The organism is Bradyrhizobium ferriligni, from assembly GCF_056837965.1.
Window position 1 is genome coordinate 1 of the sequence record NZ_JBXEJO010000163.1, and the last position, 2027, is coordinate 2027.

Here is a 2027-nt window from a genome sequence, read left to right on the forward strand (position 1 = left end):
TACACTTATGCGTTCGTCGGCAGCGTCAGATGTGTATAAGGGACAGTTGCAAAGCTCTTCTTGATCGGCTCGGAGGTCTCGGTCGCGACCTTCCTCGCGATCTCCCAGAGCTCCTTGTTCTGCGCGGTCGTCACTTCGAAAGCCTTGCGGCCGTGATCGGCCGAAAGCTGGATGGCTTCCGACAGCGACCTGGTGCCGGCGAGTTCGGATATGAAAGCGAGGGCCGAACTGGCGTTGATATGCGAGATATCGATCACCTTGGCTGCGTAATCCGCGGCGCCCTTCGCGTTGACCGCATATGCCTCCTTGAGCAGGACAGAGATTTCCTCCGAGGCTTCCTTGACCTTCTCGAACTGTTCTCGGGCACGCCTCGCATTTTGTTCGGCGATACCCTGAAAGGCCTGAGGCAACGCGAACAGGGGCAGGCCAAAGCCGCCGGCTTTCGGATTATCGCTCACTTCATTCGTATGGACGTCACTCACTGGCTCTGATCCTTTCAAGCGAAACCAGATCAAGGAAAATCCGCGCCTCGCGGTGCACGGACGCTGGGGAAGCGCACCTGGAGCGCTTCCTTCCACATGGCTTTTTGCTGAATGCCGGGTCACCGCGTGCCCGCTTGAGCCGGACTATGCAGGATCGGCGGCGTAGCTTCCGTTCGCTTTCTGACTCTCGCGGAGATTTTTTTCCGGGACGAAACGGCGGCGATTCATCGAACACATCTCGACCGCTTGCGCCAGGAGAGCCTGGCCAGGCGCGGTCCCGGTCGCGACACGCGCTCGAAGGCAATTCAGCGCGACCGGTTGGAACCTCGACGCGCGGCCGGAGTCGATTCCGTTGCTCCCGGCCAATGCCCCCCAAGCCCACCGGGAGAAAACCCCAACTGGGTTGGCGGCCTTGGTGTAGCGTCAGTTTCGCGCACCGGGGCCGTTTCGTGCCGGACTGGAAAATTGGATACCGCGGGCGCATATTTCTGACATGGCGACCATTGTTCAATGCAATTGCGGCGCCGAGTACAGACGCACCGAAGAGAAGTTCTTGGTGCCGCATACGGGTGATGCGATCTGCACGGTCTGCGGAGCAGCGTTGGAATCGTGGCTGGAAGCGACCCACGTTCCCACATACGAACTTATCGAACGTCCGGATCGAGGACAGCCAGGCGGAATGACCGGCCACCCCTGATGGCCTGGTCGTGACCTGACGACGGCTCGCGGTGTCCGTGCCTCGGGAACGGCTCGTTCGATCGACTAGCCGAGCCGCTGATCGCGCGCGTTCTGGGTGTCCTCGGTGGCGACCTTGACGGCTTCGGTCGCGGCGCGCTTCTCGGCGCCCTTGCGGCTCGAGATGTCGATCGCCTTGCGGCCGGCGATCTCGTTGCCGGCCTCAGCCGGCATCTGCCAGAAGAACCAGGCCGAGGCCGCCGAGATCAGCGAGACCACGATGAAGGCCGGCGCGAACACGTCGGCGGAGAGCTCGGTCTGGTGATGCAGCGCCAGCGTGGTCTCAACCGAGAACGCGCCGACCGCGACGCCGGCGGACACCGCGAGCTGCTGGTTGACGCTGACGAGGGTGGTGGCCCGGCTCATCTGCGGCGCCTCGACCTCGGCATAGGCCACGGTGTTGATCGCGGTGAATTGCAGCGAGCGGAAGAAGCCGCCGACCACCAGGATGGTGAAGATCAGCATCAGCGGCGTCGAGATCGTGAACAGGGCGCAGGCGGCGAGGAAGGCCGAACTGACCACCGCATTGACGGTCATCATGTTGCGGAAGCCGAAGGCGCGGATGATGCGCGCCGCCAGCGTCTTCATGCCCATGGCGCCGACCGCCGACGCAAAGGTGACGAGACCGGACTGGAACGGCGACAGGCCAAAGCCGACCTGCATCAACAGCGGCAGCAGGAACGGCAGCGCGCCGATACCGAGCCGGAACATGAAGCCGCCGACGATCGACGCGCGCATGGTCTGTCTATTATACACATCTGACGCTGCCGACGATCGCATAAGTGTAGATCTCGGGGGGCGCCGTATCTA

The 2027-nt window shown here is 62.7% G+C and carries 1 protein-coding gene and 1 pseudogene; both read right to left on the bottom strand.

From position 1 onward, the window contains the following. Positions 1-5 precede the first annotated feature (5 nt). Entirely contained in the window at positions 6-515 is a 510-nt protein-coding gene (locus AC1VNY_RS42310; protein WP_482409641.1) for a phasin, read from the bottom strand. A gap of 729 nt (positions 516-1244) precedes the next feature. Next, positions 1245-1958 (bottom strand): annotated as a pseudogene (locus AC1VNY_RS42315) (MFS transporter); the annotation flags it as partial. Between the last annotated feature and the right edge of the window lie 69 nt (positions 1959-2027).